This is a genomic window from Pseudomonas sp. PS02288, from assembly GCF_029959715.1.
Classification (GTDB): Bacteria; Pseudomonadota; Gammaproteobacteria; order Pseudomonadales; family Pseudomonadaceae; genus Pseudomonas_O; species Pseudomonas_O kuykendallii.
Genome location: NZ_JASCPA010000079.1, coordinates 1 through 16,067 on the forward strand (window position 1 = coordinate 1; position 16,067 = coordinate 16,067).

Annotated in this window: 17 protein-coding genes and 1 pseudogene; 7 read left to right on the top strand and 11 right to left on the bottom strand. The window is 58.4% G+C overall.

Going from position 1 to position 16,067, the window contains the following annotated elements; all coding sequences use genetic code 11:
* Positions 1-74 precede the first annotated feature (74 nt).
* Positions 75-341 carry a DUF4404 family protein gene (locus tag QMX85_RS21545; RefSeq protein WP_090229179.1) on the bottom strand — a complete coding sequence of 89 codons (267 nt, stop codon included), beginning with the start codon at positions 339-341 and terminating at the stop codon, positions 75-77.
* A 305-nt stretch (positions 342-646) separates the two neighbouring features.
* Here QMX85_RS21545 and QMX85_RS21550 point away from each other — a divergent pair, with 305 nt between their 5' ends.
* Positions 647-1,348 carry a VacJ family lipoprotein gene (locus QMX85_RS21550; protein WP_282344324.1) on the top strand — a complete coding sequence of 234 codons (702 nt, stop codon included), beginning with the start codon at positions 647-649 and terminating at the stop codon, positions 1,346-1,348.
* A gap of 57 nt (positions 1,349-1,405) precedes the next feature.
* On the opposite strand, the gene QMX85_RS21555 is transcribed toward QMX85_RS21550, so the two are convergent.
* Positions 1,406-1,705 carry a PilZ domain-containing protein gene (locus QMX85_RS21555; protein ID WP_090229174.1) on the bottom strand — a complete coding sequence of 100 codons (300 nt, stop codon included), beginning with the start codon at positions 1,703-1,705 and terminating at the stop codon, positions 1,406-1,408.
* A gap of 215 nt (positions 1,706-1,920) precedes the next feature.
* Between QMX85_RS21555 and rssB the strand changes: the two genes are divergently transcribed.
* Complete coding sequence (gene rssB, locus QMX85_RS21560; RefSeq protein ID WP_282344327.1) at positions 1,921-3,105, top strand: two-component system response regulator RssB; 1,185 nt, start codon at positions 1,921-1,923, stop codon at positions 3,103-3,105.
* Positions 3,102-3,584, top strand: a complete 483-nt coding sequence (gene rssC / locus QMX85_RS21565) for an anti-sigma factor antagonist RssC (RefSeq protein WP_273229157.1) — start codon at positions 3,102-3,104, stop codon at positions 3,582-3,584. The genes rssB and rssC overlap by 4 nt, the downstream gene beginning before the upstream one ends.
* Before the next feature lie 73 nt (positions 3,585-3,657).
* On the opposite strand, the gene tal is transcribed toward rssC, so the two are convergent.
* Together tal and dusA are read right to left on the bottom strand one after the other, a co-directional pair.
* The gene (tal, locus tag QMX85_RS21570) at positions 3,658-4,584 is read right to left on the bottom strand and encodes a transaldolase (RefSeq protein ID WP_282344331.1); all 927 of its coding nucleotides are present in this window, start codon (positions 4,582-4,584) and stop codon (positions 3,658-3,660) included.
* Between the two features lie 130 nt (positions 4,585-4,714).
* On the bottom strand, positions 4,715-5,695 hold the full coding sequence (gene dusA, locus QMX85_RS21575) for a tRNA dihydrouridine(20/20a) synthase DusA (protein ID WP_282344354.1): 981 nt from the start codon (positions 5,693-5,695) through the stop codon (positions 4,715-4,717).
* 263 nt (positions 5,696-5,958) lie between these two features.
* On the opposite strand from dusA, the gene QMX85_RS21580 reads away from it, so the two are divergent.
* Positions 5,959-6,996 carry a site-specific integrase gene (locus tag QMX85_RS21580; protein ID WP_282344333.1) on the top strand — a complete coding sequence of 346 codons (1,038 nt, stop codon included), beginning with the start codon at positions 5,959-5,961 and terminating at the stop codon, positions 6,994-6,996.
* A 367-nt stretch (positions 6,997-7,363) separates the two neighbouring features.
* Here QMX85_RS21580 and QMX85_RS21585 read toward each other — a convergent pair whose 3' ends face one another.
* On the bottom strand, positions 7,364-9,115 hold the full coding sequence (locus QMX85_RS21585) for a retron Ec67 family RNA-directed DNA polymerase/endonuclease (protein WP_282344335.1): 1,752 nt from the start codon (positions 9,113-9,115) through the stop codon (positions 7,364-7,366).
* 553 nt (positions 9,116-9,668) lie between these two features.
* On the opposite strand from QMX85_RS21585, the gene QMX85_RS21590 reads away from it, so the two are divergent.
* The 3 genes and pseudogenes from QMX85_RS21590 to QMX85_RS21600 all read left to right on the top strand — a co-directional run bounded on the left by QMX85_RS21590 (position 9,669) and on the right by QMX85_RS21600 (position 12,141).
* Positions 9,669-10,088: a hypothetical protein gene (locus tag QMX85_RS21590; RefSeq protein WP_282344337.1), complete on the top strand. Its 420-nt coding sequence runs from the start codon at positions 9,669-9,671 to the stop codon at positions 10,086-10,088.
* A gap of 5 nt (positions 10,089-10,093) precedes the next feature.
* Positions 10,094-10,915 carry a MobV family relaxase gene (mobV, locus tag QMX85_RS21595; protein ID WP_282344339.1) on the top strand — a complete coding sequence of 274 codons (822 nt, stop codon included), beginning with the start codon at positions 10,094-10,096 and terminating at the stop codon, positions 10,913-10,915.
* A 59-nt stretch (positions 10,916-10,974) separates the two neighbouring features.
* A pseudogene (locus tag QMX85_RS21600) lies at positions 10,975-12,141 on the top strand (IS3 family transposase).
* A gap of 3 nt (positions 12,142-12,144) precedes the next feature.
* Here QMX85_RS21600 and QMX85_RS21605 read toward each other — a convergent pair.
* From QMX85_RS21605 to QMX85_RS21630, 6 genes are all read right to left on the bottom strand, one after another.
* The gene (locus QMX85_RS21605; RefSeq protein WP_282344341.1) at positions 12,145-12,267 is read right to left on the bottom strand and encodes a hypothetical protein; all 123 of its coding nucleotides are present in this window, start codon (positions 12,265-12,267) and stop codon (positions 12,145-12,147) included.
* Positions 12,268-12,638: 371 nt separating this feature from the next.
* Positions 12,639-12,968, bottom strand: coding sequence for a hypothetical protein (locus tag QMX85_RS21610; RefSeq protein WP_282344343.1), 330 nt, complete (start codon positions 12,966-12,968; stop codon positions 12,639-12,641).
* Between the two features lie 144 nt (positions 12,969-13,112).
* Complete coding sequence (locus QMX85_RS21615) at positions 13,113-14,048, bottom strand: nucleoside recognition domain-containing protein (RefSeq protein ID WP_282344345.1); 936 nt, start codon at positions 14,046-14,048, stop codon at positions 13,113-13,115.
* A gap of 124 nt (positions 14,049-14,172) precedes the next feature.
* The gene (gene map, locus QMX85_RS21620; protein WP_282344347.1) at positions 14,173-14,964 is read right to left on the bottom strand and encodes a type I methionyl aminopeptidase; all 792 of its coding nucleotides are present in this window, start codon (positions 14,962-14,964) and stop codon (positions 14,173-14,175) included.
* Positions 14,961-15,218 carry a ParD-like family protein gene (locus tag QMX85_RS21625; protein WP_282344351.1) on the bottom strand — a complete coding sequence of 86 codons (258 nt, stop codon included), beginning with the start codon at positions 15,216-15,218 and terminating at the stop codon, positions 14,961-14,963. Before QMX85_RS21625 ends, map begins: the two co-directional genes overlap by 4 nt.
* A gap of 161 nt (positions 15,219-15,379) precedes the next feature.
* Positions 15,380-16,067, bottom strand: a 688-nt coding sequence (locus QMX85_RS21630; RefSeq protein ID WP_282344352.1) for a LysR substrate-binding domain-containing protein, incomplete at its 5' end; no start/stop codon positions are given.

Sequence of the window (16,067 nt, forward strand, 5' to 3'; positions counted from 1 at the left end):
CCCCCCATTCCACCCCGCGCGCCGCCCCGGGGCGGGGGGGGGCCCCCCGGGGGGGGGGGGGGCCGCGGACGGCATCAGATGCCGATGCTGGCGAGAGTCTGCATCACGTTTCGCAGGGTGCCGGCGAGGGTGGGATGGCTGACTTCGAAACGCTCGACCGCCAGGTTCACGCCGTCCACCAGGTTCGGGCTGGGCGGCTGGGTGTTCTCGTAGGCCAGCTGGATCTCGATCTGGTTCATCACCTCGATGATCGACGCGCGCTCCTCATCGTTGAGTGGCGGTTCCTGGTCCAGCTGTTTGCGCAGGTCTTCCAGTTGCAGCTGCAGGTCGTTTGCAGACATGGCGATTCTCCCTTCTTGTTTAAGCCAGAACATGGACCCTGCACCGATTCGAAAGGTCCGTGAGATTGGTTTCAGGTTATCACCGGGAACGCCGCGGCGGGCGCGTGGGTCAATGAGCCCGCCGGTGTTCGAGCGGATTTGCTGACCGCGGGCAAGCGCTGCGTCGATAGGCGCACAAAACGCCCCGCGAAACCGGCACTGACGGGCTACCGGCGGCGGAGCACGCTTCACGGGTTTTGTATCAAGCCCTATACTGCGCGCCCGGACGTGGCGGGCCGCCACAGGATTTTTCAAGGAGACACCTCATGCGCGACATCGGTACTGGCTGGATTCAGGGCGTTGCACGCTCGTTCGCCTGTGTTGCCCTGGCACTGCTTCCGCTGGTCGCCCACGCCGCTGAAGAAGATCCATGGGAGAGCGTCAACCGCGGCATCTTCCGCTTCAACGACACCCTCGATACCTACGCGCTGAAGCCGCTCGCCCAGGGCTACCAGGCCGTCACCCCGCAGTTTCTTGAGGACGGCATCCACAACGTCTTCGGCAACATCGGCGACGTCACCAACCTGGTCAACAACCTGTTGCAGGGGAAAGTGCATGACGCCGGCGTCGATACCAGTCGCCTGATCTTCAACACCACCTTCGGCCTGCTGGGCTTCTTCGACGTGGCCAAGCACATGGGCCTGCAGAAGAGCGATGAAGACTTCGGCCAGACCCTCGGCGCCTGGGGCGTCGGCAGCGGCCCGTACGTGGTGCTGCCGCTGTTCGGTCCGAGCACGCTGCGCGATGCGCCGGCGCGCATCCCGGACAGCTTCCTCAACGTCTATCCGTACATCGACCATGTGCCGACCCGCAACGTGACCTTCGCCGTCGACACCATCGACACCCGCGCCAGCCTGCTGGACGCGGAGAAGATGATCAGCGGCGACAAGTACGTGTTCCTGCGCAACGCCTACCTGCAGAACCGCGAGTTCCGGGTCAAGGATGGCGACGTCGAAGACGACTTCTGAGTCGGATGCAGAGACGAAGAAGGCGGCCAATGGGCCGCCTTCTTCGTCTCTGCAGGTTCAGTTCATCGACAGGATCGCGAGGCCGAGGGATTGCCGTCCGTCGCCCAGGTCGGCGACACGCACCACTTCGGCCTCAGCGTCGAGGCTCTTGAGCTGGGCGTGATCGGAACCGATGTGCACCTGGACCTTGTCGCCCATGGCAAGCGCGCACTCGGCTTCCAGCTGCATGCCGGTGCTGGAGAGGTTCAGGCACAGCGCGGGGATCTCCTGGCCGGCGTGCCTGAGAACCACGGGGGCTTCGACTCGCATGCGGATGAAATCGCGTTTCTCGCTGTAGGCGTGATCATTCTGGCTCATGGCCCTGTCCTCTCGTTATTGTGCGGCGCGTTCCGGCTCTTATAACCCCCGTCGATTTCAGGTGTAAAGGCCACTCCGGCCATGCTGGCCAGATGCTTGAATCGACTGGCGGATGGGAGTACCGTCTGCGCCTGAATCGAACCGGTGAAGCGCCCTGGCTGATCGGCCAGGAGCATAAGTCCAACCGTCCGCGGCGCCGTTTGCCTGGATACCTCATGCACAATCCCAGTGCCAAGCTGCTTATCATCGATGACGACGAGGCCGTACGTGCAAGCCTCGCGGCCTATCTGGAAGACAGCGGCTTCAGCGTTCTGCAAGCGAGCAACGGCCTTTCCGGCCTGCAGATCTTCGAACGCGAACATCCCGATCTGGTGATCTGCGACCTGCGCATGCCTCAGGTCGACGGGCTCGAGCTCATTCGTCGTATCGGCGCCCTCGAGGTCGAGACGCCGGTCATCGTCGTTTCCGGTGCCGGCGTGATGAGCGATGCCGTCGAGGCCCTGCGCCTGGGCGCCGCCGACTACCTGATCAAGCCGCTGGAAGACCTGGCCGTGCTCGAGCACTCGGTGCGTCGCGCGCTGGACCGTGCCTACCTGCGGGCGGAAAACGACCGCTACCGGGTCAAGCTGGAAAACGCCAACCGCGAGCTGCAGGCCAGCCTGCACCTGCTCCAGGAGGACCAGAATGCCGGCCGCCATGTGCAGATGAACATGCTGCCGGTGACGCCCTGGACCTCGGACGGCCTTCATTTCGCCCACCAGATCATTCCTTCGCTGTATCTGTCCGGAGACTTCGTCGACTACTTCCGTGTCGACGATCGGCGGATCGTGTTCTACCTCGCGGATGTTTCCGGGCATGGCGCCTCGTCCGCCTTCGTCACCGTGCTGCTGAAGTTCATGACCACCCGGCTGCTCTACGAATCGCGGCGCAACGGAGTGCTTCCGGACTTCAAACCGTCCGAAGTACTCGGCCACATCAATCGCGGGCTGATCAACACCAAGTTGGGCAAGCACGTGACCATGGTCGGGGGGGTGATCGACGAGGAGCGCGGTACGCTTACCTACAGCATCGGCGGGCATCTGCCGTTGCCTGTTCTCTTCGATGGCAAGGAAGCGCGTTACCTGCAGGGGAAGGGATTGCCGGTCGGCTTGTTCAACGAGGCCACCTACGAGGACAACCTCCTCGAGTTGCCGGAGGCGTTCAGCCTGACGCTGCTCTCGGATGGGATTTTGGACCTTTTGCCGGGCGATACGCTCAAAGACAAGGAAGCCGAGTTACCGCAGCTTGTGCGGTCGGCTGGCGGCACCCTAGACGGGTTGCGTCAGGTTTTCGGATTGGCCACGCTGGGCGAAATGCCGGATGACATCGCCCTCCTGGTCCTGAGCAGGAACCTTGCATGAGTAGCGGTAGAATTCAGTTTGCCGAGCAGGAAGGCACCTTCGTTCTCAAGTTCGTCGGTGAGATACGCCTGACCCTGTGTTCGGCGCTGGATGCCACCATCGAGCAGATTTTCACGGCGTTGAATTTCTCGGCGATCGTCATCGACCTCACCGAAACGCGCAGCATCGACAGCACCACCCTCGGCCTGCTGGCCAAGTTGTCGATTCTCTCGCGGCAGAAGGTTGGCCTGTTGCCGACCGTGGTCACCACCCATCCGGACATCACCCGCCTGCTGCAATCCATGGGCTTCGACCAGGTGTTCAACATCGTCGACCGCCCGCTGCCGTGCCCCGAGTGCCTGACCGACCTGCCGTCGCAGGATCAGTCGGAAGAGGTCGTGCGCGCCAAGGTGCTGGAGGCGCACCGCATCCTGATGGGGCTCAACGAGTCCAATCGCGAGGCGTTCCACGATCTGGTGAATGCACTCGAGCGCAGCTGACCGCTCAGGCAATCCATAATGCAAAACGGGCGATCTCCGCAGGGAGATCGCCCGTTTCGTTTAGGCGACTGCGTCAGACCTTGGCGGCGAGCAGCAGCTCGAGTTTCTCCTGGTCGCGGGCGAACTGGCGGATGCCCTCGGCGAGTTTCTCGGTCGCCATCGGGTCTTCGTTCATCGCCCAGCGGAAACGGCTCTGGTCCAGCACCAGGCGCGATTCGCCCTGGCCGCCGGCGTTCAGCTTGCGCTCCAGGACGCCTTGGTCCTCGTCCAGTTTCTGCAGCAGTTCCGGGCTGATGGTCAAGCGATCGCAGCCGGCCAGTTCCTCGATCTGGCTGAGGTTGCGGAAGCTCGCGCCCATGACCACGGTCTGGTAGCCGTTGGCCTTGTAGTAGGCGTATATGCGCGATACGGACTGGACGCCGGGATCTTCGGCGCCGACGTAGTCGCGGCCTTCGGCCTTCTTGTACCAGTCGTAGATGCGCCCTACGAAGGGCGAGATGAGGAATACGCCGGCATCCGCGCAGGCGGCGGCCTGGGCGAAGGAGAACAGCAGCGTCAGGTTGGTCTGCACGCCGGCCTTTTCCAGCTCCTCGGCGGCGCGGATGCCTTCCCAGGTGGCGGCGATCTTGATCAGCACGCGTTCTCGGCCGATACCGGCCTTGTCATACAGCTCGATCAGGCGCTCGGCGCGACGCAGCGTGGCGTCGGTGTCGAAGGACAGGCGTGCATCGACTTCGGTGGAGATTCGGCCTGGAATGGCCTTGAGGATTTCCTGGCCGACCGCGACGCCGAAGCGGTCGGAGGCAAGGCCGAGGTCGCCGTCGCAACCGGTCACCGCGTTGCCCAGCAGCTCGGCGTAGCGGGGCAGGGAAGCGGCCTTGAGCAGCAGCGAAGGGTTGGTGGTGGCGTCCACGGGCTTCAGGCGGGTGATGGCATCGAGGTCGCCGGTATCGGCGACGACGGTGGTGAATTGCTTGAGTTGTTCCAGCTTTGAGGTCATGGGGACTCTTTCCTGTGCGATGGCCTGACCTTACCCGAGGGGCCCCGCGCCGCTCAAGAGCGCGAGGGCCGGACGGGCCGGGCAGGGCTTTGATCGAATCGGGCGGCGGGCGTTCCTTGGGATTTTTTCGTCAGTGCCCTTCGAGCAGCCCGATGGCCTGATCCAGCAAACCGAGCGGGTCGCGGGTCTTGTGCACATCCACCGATAGCAGCTGGCGAAAGCGCCGGGCACCGTTGAATCCCTGGCCGAGACCCAGTACGTGGCGGGTGATGTGGTGCATGGCGCCGCCATCGGCCAGATGCCGCGCGATGTAGGGGCGCATCGCCCGCAGCGCGTCGGCGCGGCTGATCGGCGGCGTCTCGGCGCCATACAGCGCGCCATCCACCTCGGCCAGCACGTAGGGGTTGTGATAGGCCTCGCGGCCGAGCATCACGCCGTCGAAGGTCTGCAGATGCGCGCGGCATTCGGCGAGGGTCTTGATCCCGCCATTGAGGATGATCTCCAGGTCCGGGAAGTCGCGCTTCAGCTGGGCGGCGATGTCATAGCGCAACGGCGGGACTTCGCGGTTCTCCTTCGGCGACAGGCCTTCGAGAATGGCGATCCGTGCATGCACGGTGAAACGGGTGCAGCCGGCTTCATGCACCTGGCCGACGAAGTCGCAGAGCTGCGCATAGCTGTCGCGGCCGTTGATGCCGATGCGGTGCTTAACCGTCACCGGGATCGCTACCGCATCGAGCATCGCCTTCACGCAGTCGGCCACCAGTGCCGGATGCGCCATGAGGCAGGCGCCGATCATGTTGTTCTGCACCCGGTCGCTGGGGCAGCCGACGTTGAGGTTGACCTCGTCGTAGCCGGCCTGCTCGGCGAACTCCGCGCAGGCGGCCAGTTCGGCCGGCACGCTGCCGCCTAGTTGCAACGCCAGCGGGTGCTCGGCCTCGTCGTAGCGCAGGAAACGTTCGCGGTCGCCCTTGAGCAGCGCGCCCGTGGTGACCATCTCGGTGTACAGCAGCGCATGGCGCGAGAGGAGGCGCAGGAAGAACCGGCAATGGCGGTCAGTCCAGTCCATCATCGGAGCGACGCTGAATTTCCTGCTTATATGTCTTTGATTTATATGGATATTTTTCAAAATGGCGACCAAGGAAAAAGCTATGTTTTGCTGCATTGGTGCACACGAGGTGCACACAAGGGGCATAACCGGTACAGGTGCTGGGCATTATACAGATGCACCGTAGCGCGCACGCTGGTAGGGGCGAGTTATGGAGGTTCAGCGGGGAAAATAGGTTTTTTCCTGAATTTCCCTCCTCTTCGGATTTAGCAAGTTTTCTCAGAATCATGGCGGCAGGCAGTCAACCGCTAATGAATGAGGAATTGAAAATGGCAGCTTTCACTAAACTAAAGAGTGGGAAATGGCGCGCGCAGGTCAGGAAGTATGGAATTTATCGAAGCGCAACATTTTCGAGAAAGACAGAAGCTAAAGCCTGGGCTGCGGAAGTTGATCGGCAACTAACGTATGTGGCTGTAATGGGGTACTCACAACCGCCCAAAAATGCGACTGTTGAAGATTTAATTTGCAAATATATCGAAACGTCTGTTGCTCGATTTGGTAAGACTAAATTGGCGACTCTCAATATGTTGATTAGGAAAATCGGTCACGTCCGTTTGAGCGGGCTGAATGCAATGGTTATGAGGGAGTTTGTAGACTCAAGGGTCAAAGACGGGGCGGGCGGAGTAACGATTGCTGCTGATTTGTCTTTTCTGTCTTCCGTGCTTAAGTGGGCGCGGCACTCGCGTCGCATTGATATTCAAGATCGCTTGGCTCTTGATGCTAGAGAAAGCCTAAGGCATATGGGGCTTGAAACGAGAAGCTCAGAAAGATCAAGAGAACCTACTGAGGTCGAGCTAAAGCGGCTATACACACACTGGGAAGGGAACTCTAGGCAGGTTATTAGGATGGAAGAGCTAGTTAAATTTGCTCTCGCTACCGGGATGCGATTGGGAGAAATTGCTGGGATCAGGGTGGAGGACGTTAATCGGCAGTCGAGGACAGTTTTGATTAGAGATAGAAAAGACCCTAAGAGGAAATATGGCAACAACCAAGTGGTTCCATTGTTCGATGAGGCTTGGGAGTTACTAGTACCATATCTTTCAACTAAAGCGTCTGGAAGGGTTTTTTTTGTTAATGCGCGTTCGGCTAGCACGGCATTCGCGCGTGCTTGCAAGGCTCTAGGGATTAAAGACTTGAGGTTTCATGAACTGCGTCATAAAGCGACAGCGGATTTCTTTCGGCGTGGTTTGGATATTCCGCATGTTTCCCTTATGACAGGCCACAAGACCTGGGCAATGCTTAAGCGTTACACCGAGATCACTGCGGCGGATGTTCATAGCGCTAGCGCTCGTTTAGCTAGGGTCTAAATGGCGAGGGGGAAAATCTGGAATTTTTTCTGGATTTTCCTCCTCTGCGTATTTGGTCTTGATCTTTATGCTAAGCCTAAATGATCACAGAGGCTGGTAGAGAATGAAAAATGAGTGCCTAGCGGACACTTCCAGACAGCAAGAAATTGCCCGATCTCTTGGCTTTTTGACAGATACGGAGTTGGCTCTCTTGGCCGGTGTTAGGCCGACGACGCTTGAGGCCTGGCGTAAAAGAAATACAGGGCCGAGCTATGTCTATTTTGGGAATCAGCACTTGTATCCGCTAGATGAAGTGAGGGCCTATCTTTCTGAAAGGGTTCGCAGCGGAAAGGAGCGATGTGAGTCAGTCGCTAATTTGTTGTGATGATTATTGGGGAAGCTTGAAGTGATGGATGACTGCTTTTAAAGAGTCTAGGATTGGTGAAAATCCAGAAAAATCTATCTTGTCGCGATTTGCCTTCACTACTTTTTGAGCAAAAATATGTTTGCTATAGGTGGAGGCTGCTGGTGCGTTCGGGGTGTGCACGCAAAATGTTTTCTTGTCGACAATTGTCGCAAGCGTAGGTTTAGTGAAGAAGTCCTCCATCATTGAGTCTTTGCCATTGGCTAATGGTGTTGCTACAACATACAAATTTTGTGCTATGTAGTAGAAATTTTTGCTTCTGTCGACCTGCTTGTTCTTTCCTGTTCCTATTGTATAAGTGTCTTTTGTTGTGGTTTTGACTGCGCCGAAGATGCTCTGAGAGCCTTTGTCGTTATCTATAAGAACGATGGTTGGGTATTTGGGGGCTGTGTTGTGGTATTTTCCACATTGATGTGCGTATTCGCATATCAATCTGGCGATGTCAGCGGTTCCGCCGTTTAGGCCAAGTATTCTATGGGTAAGCTCAGAGTAATTAATAAAACGAACTTTTAATGTTTTCTTTCCTTGTGCGTCGATGTTTGCTAGCTCTGGATAATTTGCAGCCAAGCTTCGAATTGCGCATTGAATGTAAACATTGTCGGTCTTCCCCTCGCAGATAATGGTGGGAAGTGATGTGCTGTAAAAGAATTTGAAGAACAAAAAATCTCGGTGCGTTTTTTCAATTGCTGTTAGCTTTTGATCTTCAGCACGAATTCCATTGTTCTTGATGAGCTTGTCTCTATTGAACCTGTCTACCATGTAGATATAGCTAAAAATGCCTTCCAGCTGGTTCAGTGAACCTACGGTCATTTTTGGAGGCTTTTGTTTTTCGGCTACGCTGGCTTTGTCGGGGATGTTAAATTCCCCGTCATGAAAAAGTTTGTGCGCCATGGCGCGCGCAAGCTTCCTGTAATCTGCGCTGGTATGTACCTTTTGGTTGACGACTAAGCCCGTTACTGTTTGTTGTGACTTCCGATAAGTCATTCTTGTTTTGGCCGCATTTAGTGAGAAGCCGCATTTGTTAATGGCTTTTTCCAACTGCGTGCTAGGCATCCACTCTTCAGTTTTTGAATCTTGCACTGCTATTGTTGAAGGGAATGTCGTTTTGTTTGTTGAAAATGTTATGTCGTCAGCATATCTGGAGTAATGGCAGCCAGATTTTTTAGCTAGGGATACTAGTCTTATGTCTATCAGGTGACCAATTAGATTCGAAATGACAGGTGAGCATGGGCTTCCCTGTGGCAGGCTGTTTTTGTGGCATGCGATCTGCGCTATAACTGTCGCTACTTTTGGTTCTAGCTTAAAGTTATTGTTGCTTATAAAAAAGCCGCGAACCCTTCCTAAGTGAATGGAGCCAAAAAAATCCTGGATATCGATATTGAATACGCTTCTTTTTTTTCTGTGTATATCGGCGTTTGTCATGATGGAATGCTTCCGTATGAAGCCATGCGAAAGCGATGAGCTTATCTGGAGGTCTTGATTCATGTTTTCAAGACAGTCCTGAAGAAGCTCAGATAATTTCTTTTGAAGCGCCTTGAGCTCATCGCATGGAGCCAAAATTGTTCTTGGCGCTCCGGATGACTTAGGGATGGTAAAGGTTGTGTAGAGATTTGGCTTCTTATAAAGAATATAAGATAGGTATTTTGGTTCGTAATTGAGGATGTATGCTAGGTCGCTTAGTGTCTTTGCGTTTCTTAGTATATTTAATTTTGACACTGCTCGTCCTTGAGAGAATTAGTTGAGGTTTATAGACACTCATATGCGACAGTCAGGGAGTAGTCCTGGCGTAAAGATTGTGGAAAATTTGAGGAAGCAATCCCCCACACAATGATTTCAAATGCCACGAACCATGGCAAAAAATCTGTCTATAAACCCCGTTTTAAAGATTATCGCATGGGGTATTGCATGTCTATATCGGCGTTGCTTGACGTGGGTGTCAGGGGCTCGGTCAAAGCCGCAGCCTGCTTGGCGAGGTACGAGCGAGCAGGAACGGGTGTAGACCGAGGCAGAGCGAACCCTTGACGCCGCTTTTGATCGCACACTTCGCGTGGAGGTGGGGAGGTTTACCTCACTACCTCCGAGCGTCTGGGGCGATCCCCAGAGGGGGTTTATAAGGAACGAAGTTCCGTGCATGCAATCCGGCGGAACGCCGGCCCACCATCGAAACGATGGGTAGTGGGTTACACATTGAACTTAATGTTTCTAAAGGCATTGTAAGTTCATGGAAATGTTATATAGTAACCATTACTGAAGTCGACGGAGAAACGACATGAATAATGAAATAGTCACTCTTACCCCTTCCGACATCCGTTTGTTCATGCACGCAGCTATAGACATGCGGCTAAGTGAGCTTGAAGACCTTATTGTCACGAGTATTCAGCATGGCCCTGTAATCTCCCTTAGCGGACGGTTACACCGCATCGAGAAGGAGGCTATCCCTCCTCTCTGTTGGAGTGCGCTGATGGAGTTTGTGGAGTGGGGCGCGGGTATAGTTGCTCATAATACGGAAAGCCAATGTAGCTACTTACTAGCTGACGCCGCTCACGTCGAACGCATGCTTCGGCTCATAGCAAAGCGCTTCGACAGCGACTCAGGGGAAACTGAATCGCAAGTGGTTTTGAATCGCCCGGATCAGGTTCCTCTGGTCAAGCCGCTTCGAAAGCGAGAGGACTCGCCTGAGTTGGGGTGATTACGATGTACGCAATCATTCGGGCGCAGAAACACAAATCTATCTCAGCGGTCGCGCGTTCTGCACGGCACACATTCCGCGAGCAACCAACCCTAAACGCTGATTGTGCCAGTACCCCCAAAAATCGTTTTGTGGGTAGCAGAAGCACCGCAGATTTGCTTAGAGGACTTTCATCCAAGCTGCCGACAGCTCGTCGCAAGGATGCGGTACTGTGCATCGAGTATCTGATCACTGCTTCCCCCGAAGCATTCAGCAAGCATGGCGGGCGTCTGGATGACCTGGGCTCTGGTTATTTTGCAGATGCACTTACTTGGTTGCGGGCGCGGCATGGGGCAGACAATGTGCTCAGCGCTGCTGTGCATCTCGATGAAACGACGCCCCATTTAGTGGCTTACGTAGTCCCGTTGACTCACGATGGGCGTCTGTCCGCGCGGGACTTTCTCGGCGGGCCAAAAGTCCTGCGCGCGATGCAGGACAGCTTTTACTCAGCTTGCGGCCAGCCTTATGGCTTACTACGCGGAATCCCTGGCTCAAAAGCCCATCACGTTAAGATTTCTCAATTCTATTCAGCGCTTCAATCGCCTTTACCCGCAGTGAAACTGAGCATGCGAGATTACGTGGCAAAGACGCTGGGATATGAAACCGAAGCCTGGAAGGAGGCTCAAGTGCAGGCCAAACAGATAGCTCAGCAAGCAACCGCTGATGCGCTACAGCGCAAAGCAGTGCACTCACGAACGCAAGCGTTAGCAGATGCCGAGGCGCAAGCATGGCGCACGGCGAGTCAATTACAGCAGCACGCTCAAGAGCAAGAAAAACGAGAGCTGTAGTGGTCTACTAATCCCGGACACCTTTTTAGGCGAAGATGATCGCCATACAGAGGTGTTTGATGAGCAGACCACGACGTACCTTCACCCCTGAGTTCAAACATGAGGCAGCCTGCCTGGTGCTTGATCAGGGTTACAGCTGTTCCGAGGCAGCCGGATCGCTTGATGTGGGTGAAACAGCACTCAGGCGCTGGGTCAGTCAATTGCAGCAGGAGCGCGGCGGTATTACCCCCGTGGCCAAGGCGCTCACGCCGGAGCAGCAGACGATCCAGGAGCTTCAGGCCCGTATCAACCGGCTGGAGCTTGAGAAGAAAATCCTAAAGGAGGCCACTGCGCTCTTGATGGCCGAGGAGCACGGGCGCAGACGTTGAACTCGATTCGGCGGTTGGCCAGGCACTACCCCGTTCAGCTGTTGTGCTGCGTGTTCGAGTTACCTCGATCTTGTTATTACACCCACTTGGCACGGCGGCGTCGTATTGATGCACGCCGAGTGAGCCTGCGTAGCCGCGTCAACGAACTGTTCAGCCAAAGCCGTAGCTCTGCCGGTAGCCGCAGTATCGTTGCCATGCTCAGGGGCGAAGGCCTTGAGGTCGGGCGCTTCAAAGTCAAGCTTGATGAAGGAACAGGGATTGGTCAGCAAACAGCCGGGCTCTCATGCGTACAAGAAAGCCACGGCTGAACGCCCTGACATCCCCAATGTTCTGGATCGGCAGTTCAGCGTGGCCGCACCAAACAGGGTCTGGTGCGGCGACATCACCTATATCTGGACACAGGGTCGATGGAGTTACCTGGCCGTCGTCCTGGACTTGTATAGCCGTAGAGTGGTGGGCTGGGCGATGTCCGCCAAGCCCGATGCCGACTTGGTCATCAAGGCGCTCGACAAGGCTTACGAGGTGCGTGGCAGGCCGCAGGGTGTCCTGTTTCATAGCGACCAGGGTAGCCAATACGGCAGCCGTAGCTTCCGTCAGCGGCTCTGGCGTTATCGAATGACGCAAAGCATGAGCCGACGGGGAAACTGCTACGACAACGCCCCCATGGAGCGGCTGTTTCGTAGCTTGAAAACGGAATGGGTGCCGACAGCGGGCTACATGACGACAACGCTGGCCGAGCAGGACATTGGCCGCTATCTCATGCAGCGCTACAACTGGACAGGGCCGCATCAGTACAACGGTTTCATGCCGCCGGCGGTTGCAGAGGAAAAACTCAATTCTGTGTCCGGGAATTGTTGACCACTACAATGTGTCTGAATCTTTGCCCTGTTCACCAATGCCTCCCCAGCTACGGAAGAGCGACTCAAGGATGTCGTAGAGGCGTTGATTGACAGTAACGTCTTTGAGGTCGATCAGGCTGGGCATACGGGGTGTCCATGAGGGCATTATCGGGGCATGATACGGGTGTGCTGAGGTGCACACCTTGCGCACACAATGGCTTGCAACCTATTGATTTATGAGGATTTTGCTAACGATCCATCATCGGCGCGACGGAGAAGCGTCTGCTTATAGCGCCCTGATGAGCAGGGGATTTTTCTTTCGAGTTGTGCAAGATGAAGCCCGGTAGCGAAGCGGTTGCTGCATGCGGCATGCAAGTGAATGCGCTGCAAGTCGGTCAGTCGAACGACCGAATGCGCGGGAAGGGGCGCATTGTAAAGCCTGGCCGCGGCAATTGCGTCCCGGGCGATGGGCGCGTGGCGCAGGGCGCTGGTGTGACGTTCAGTTCCGGGGCGGGCTCAGGGTCTGCGATCTCTGGGAACGGCGCGCTGTTCCTCCGGGTAATCCGGGTCCGGGGCGCCGTCGGGCAGGAGGTGCTCCACGCGCTCAACGGCTTCGTTGCCGAGCTTCTCCCAGGCGCGTTCCAGCGCCTTTCGCTGCAGGTCGCGTGGCTCGATGAGCCAGCCGACTTCCAGTTCGCCCTTGTGATCGTGGATCGAGCGTAGGTAGGGAAACAGCGAGGGCTCGCCCTGGTGTTCGAGAACGGCTTCCGCATAGCCAAGCGAGCGGTTCAACCGCGCTATACGGCCTTCGTCGTGCTGATACGCGGTGATCAGGATCTTGTGCATCTCGCGGGGCTCGCTCGGGCGATAAATGGCTGCTCTGGGCGGTAGACCCGGCGAATCGCCGTGCAGTTTCGACGGGCGAGGTCCGCTGATCGGCAAACTGCGCCGGCTCCGGGCCACTGTGGCTCGGCACCGAACGCGTGCCGCTCAGCTCAGCAGCGCCTGGCCCACCGTGCGCACGAGAATGCCCAGCGCGGCGCCGGCCACGGCGGGCTTCCAGACTTTCGCCACGCGCGGACCGGCGGACATCATGATCGCCACGCCGGGAAGATCGAGGGTATGGATCAGCCAGCCGGCGCTGGCGTTGATGAACGCCGTGTCGATCTGGCCACTGCGCTGCATGTCGACCAGCACGCCGAGCACGGCCGTACCGCCGGCCATGCATTTGGTCAGGGTGAGCATGATCACCGCGGGGTCGACGTTCGCCAGTTGCAGGGCCGGTGCGGCGATGGACTCTATCAGGGCGAAACCGCCGGCATCCCTGATCACGCCGACCGCCACCAGCGCCAGCGCGACCATGGGAATGGCGCCGAAGGCGATGCGCACCGCTTCGGCGCCAGCGTGGTTGATAACCGCAATGACGCCCTTGGGGTCGTTGAGGGTCGCGTGAGCAACGCTTTCATCGAGCGTCGCTTCCTCGGACGACAGCTTCCTGCCGAACAGGTAGTAGGTGGCGATAGCCGCAACCAGCCCGCCGAGGATGGACAGCGCGAGTACCCGCCCGAGGTTCAGCCCCAGCGCCATGAGCGGGAACACCACGTTGGCCTGGCCCATGGCGAACACCATCGCCAGGGTGGCGGCGAGATGACGGTCCGAGGTGCCGCGCCGTTCCATCGTGGAGAGCGTCGCCAACGGGGCCGCGAAACTGACGAAGTTCACCTGCAGCAGCGCGAAGACGCTCAATCCGGTAAGGCCGGCCGGGCGCAGCGCGGGGGAGATCTTCGCGACGATCCAGTCCATGATCCCGGCCGCTTCGAGCAGCCGCATGATCGCCAGCATGACGACCATGATGGGCAGAAGTACGAACAGGGCGAGTTCAACGGCCGATCGGCCAGCCGTCATGATGATGCTGATGATGTCCACGGGAGTTTCCGGTCAGTGCCCTGGCGTGCGGGTTTCAGAGGGGCGGTGATACTACCGGATATGAAAGCGTTTTATCGGGGAGCGACCTTCCGTTGTCTGCGCCCACCGCCCTCGGCAGCCTGCGTCACGCGATGGCAGGGTACTCGCCGGTGCCGTCCGGCCATTCGGTCAGGACCTGGAAACCGTCTTCGGTGACGGACACCATGTGTTCCCACTGCGCGGAGAGGGACTGATCCTTGGTGACCACGGTCCAGCCGTCCGGAAGCTGCACCACGTGGCGCTTGCCGGCGTTCAGCATGGGCTCGATGGTGAAGATCATCCCGGTTTTCAACTTCATCCCGTGGCCGGGATGGCCGTAGTGAAGAATCTGCAGTTCGTCGTGATAGATCCGCCCGATACCGTGGCCGCAGTACTCGCGGACGACGCTGAAGCCGGCGTTCTGCGCCACCGTCTGGATGGCATGACCGATGTCGCCGGTGGTGGCGCCCGGGCGGACGACCCTGATACCGGCGCACAGGGCGTCGTAGGTGGTGGTCACCAGCCGGCGTGCCTCCGGGGATGCCTCGCCCACCAGGTACATGCGGCTGGTATCGCCGTACCAGCCGTCCTTCACTACTGCGACGTCGATGTTCACGATATCGCCGTCGCGCAGCACGCGCGCGGAGGGGATGCCATGGCAGACCGTCTGATTGACGGATACGCACAGGGTTTTCGAGTACCCGTGATAGCCCACGTTGCCTGGAATGGCCTTCAGCTCATCGACGATGAAGGCGTTGCATAGCTGATCAAGCGAATCGGTGGTGACGCCCGCTTTCACGTGAGGCGCGATCATCGCCAGTACCTGCGCCGCCAGGGCACCCGCGGCACCTGAACGGGCGATCTCTTCGGGGGTGTGAATGACCACGGCCGGCCTCATGGCGCCACCTCCGGTGCCGAATCCGCCGCGGGGCGTTCTTCAAGCTCGCAAAGGCGGCTCAGGTTGAAGCCGCCAGCCTGTTCGGCACGTACCAGTAACCGACAGATCGCCCGGTGATCGAGATCGGGGTGCAGCTCGGCAAGCATGCCCATGCGCATCCAGTGTTCGGCCTGCGCGTTGATCGAACGGGACAAGGCGGTGCTGGCGATGCGCAGATTCTCGTGCATCTCTTCGGAAATCTTCACGATACCCATGGTGAGCCTTATACGAAACGGCTATGTATCGTATATTAGTGGCGGGCGATGAGGTTCGCAATTCGGGCATGACCCGCGAGGCGCCAGCCTTTGCTCTGGCCACCTCGATGCATGATTCCCGCATGCCGCGAACTGGCGCATCGCGACCAGCACCGAGTTCCTCAGGAGGCGGCGGACGCTTCACCGATCAGGCGGATCAGCCGGGCGGACGCCTCGTTCGGATTCGGGTTGGCTCGGTGGACCAGGCCGATATCGCGATGGAAGGTGTGGCTGCCGAGATCCACGGCGCGTACCGATACCGGCCAGCGGCGGTAGGTTGCGGCCTGCGGAACCAGCGCGACACCCACGCCATTCGCCACCAGGGCGACGATGGCCTCCTGCTCGTCGAGCTCGCAGACATCCCGCACGGGAAGATGCATCTGCCGCAGAAAACGCTCGACCTGCCGACCACCGAACGAGGACCGGTCGTAGCGAATGAACGGCTGGTTGGACAGCAGCTCCGCCCAGTCATCGCCTGGCACGTCGCGCGGGACCAGCAGGCGGTAGGGCTCGCAGGCCAGGGTCGTCCACTGCAGATCGCTCTGCAGCGAGAAGGGCGGACGGATGACCGCCGCCATGTCGATCTCGCCGGCGTCCACCAGGTTGACCAGCTCCATCGACAAACCGGGAAGCACGCGGGTACGGCAGTGCGGGTTCTCCCGGTGAAACCTCGCCAGCACGCCCGGCAGCAGCGCGCGTTGAACCGAGGCGATGGCGCCGACGCTGACCAGCGCATCGGCCGGGGGGGGGGGGGGGGGGGGGCGCGCCGGGGGGGGGCCGGGCCGCGGGCGCGCGCCCGCGGGGGCGGGG

Excerpts from the sequence above, each read along its gene's own strand:
- QMX85_RS21545 (WP_090229179.1), bottom strand. The coding sequence starts at position 341 with ATGTCTGCAAACGACCTGCAGCTGCAACTGGAAGACCTGCGCAAACAG.
- QMX85_RS21550 (WP_282344324.1), top strand. The coding sequence starts at position 647 with ATGCGCGACATCGGTACTGGCTGGATTCAGGGCGTTGCACGCTCGTTC.
- QMX85_RS21555 (WP_090229174.1), bottom strand. The coding sequence starts at position 1,705 with ATGAGCCAGAATGATCACGCCTACAGCGAGAAACGCGATTTCATCCGC.
- rssB (WP_282344327.1), top strand. The coding sequence starts at position 1,921 with ATGCACAATCCCAGTGCCAAGCTGCTTATCATCGATGACGACGAGGCC.
- rssC (WP_273229157.1), top strand. The coding sequence starts at position 3,102 with ATGAGTAGCGGTAGAATTCAGTTTGCCGAGCAGGAAGGCACCTTCGTT.
- tal (WP_282344331.1), bottom strand. The coding sequence starts at position 4,584 with ATGACCTCAAAGCTGGAACAACTCAAGCAATTCACCACCGTCGTCGCC.
- QMX85_RS21580 (WP_282344333.1), top strand. The coding sequence starts at position 5,959 with ATGGCAGCTTTCACTAAACTAAAGAGTGGGAAATGGCGCGCGCAGGTC.
- QMX85_RS21590 (WP_282344337.1), top strand. The coding sequence starts at position 9,669 with ATGAATAATGAAATAGTCACTCTTACCCCTTCCGACATCCGTTTGTTC.
- mobV (WP_282344339.1), top strand. The coding sequence starts at position 10,094 with ATGTACGCAATCATTCGGGCGCAGAAACACAAATCTATCTCAGCGGTC.
- QMX85_RS21605 (WP_282344341.1), bottom strand. The coding sequence starts at position 12,267 with ATGCCCAGCCTGATCGACCTCAAAGACGTTACTGTCAATCAACGCCTC.
- QMX85_RS21610 (WP_282344343.1), bottom strand. The coding sequence starts at position 12,968 with ATGCACAAGATCCTGATCACCGCGTATCAGCACGACGAAGGCCGTATA.
- map (WP_282344347.1), bottom strand. The coding sequence starts at position 14,964 with ATGAGGCCGGCCGTGGTCATTCACACCCCCGAAGAGATCGCCCGTTCA.
- QMX85_RS21625 (WP_282344351.1), bottom strand. The coding sequence starts at position 15,218 with ATGGGTATCGTGAAGATTTCCGAAGAGATGCACGAGAATCTGCGCATC.